Below are 306 nucleotides of genomic sequence, written 5' to 3' on the forward strand. Positions count from 1 at the left end.
ACAGTTGGTTCTTGTTTTGACATTGAGCCGGTAACGGTAACCATAAATCCCGCACCGGTTTTAAGCATTACCAATCCGACAGCAGTATGTTCTCCTGCCACAGTTAATTTAACCTTACCAGCAGTAACAGCAGGCAGTACAGGAGGCGGCACTTTGACTTATTGGACTGACGCAGGGGCTACAGTTGCATTGACTACTCCAACAACTGTGACTACCAGCGGAACTTACTACATCAAAAGTACTGCGGGTTCTTGTTTTGACATTGAGCCGGTAACGGTAACCATAAATCCCGCACCGGTTTTAAGC

At 46.7% G+C, this 306-nt stretch carries 1 protein-coding gene; it reads left to right on the top strand.

Annotated features, from left to right (window positions below):
* Positions 1-306, top strand: a 306-nt coding sequence (locus HA632_RS01845) for a hypothetical protein (protein WP_176305544.1), incomplete at both ends; no start/stop codon positions are given.

This window comes from Flavobacterium sp. J49, from assembly GCF_011742145.1.
Taxonomy (GTDB): Bacteria; Bacteroidota; Bacteroidia; order Flavobacteriales; family Flavobacteriaceae; genus Flavobacterium.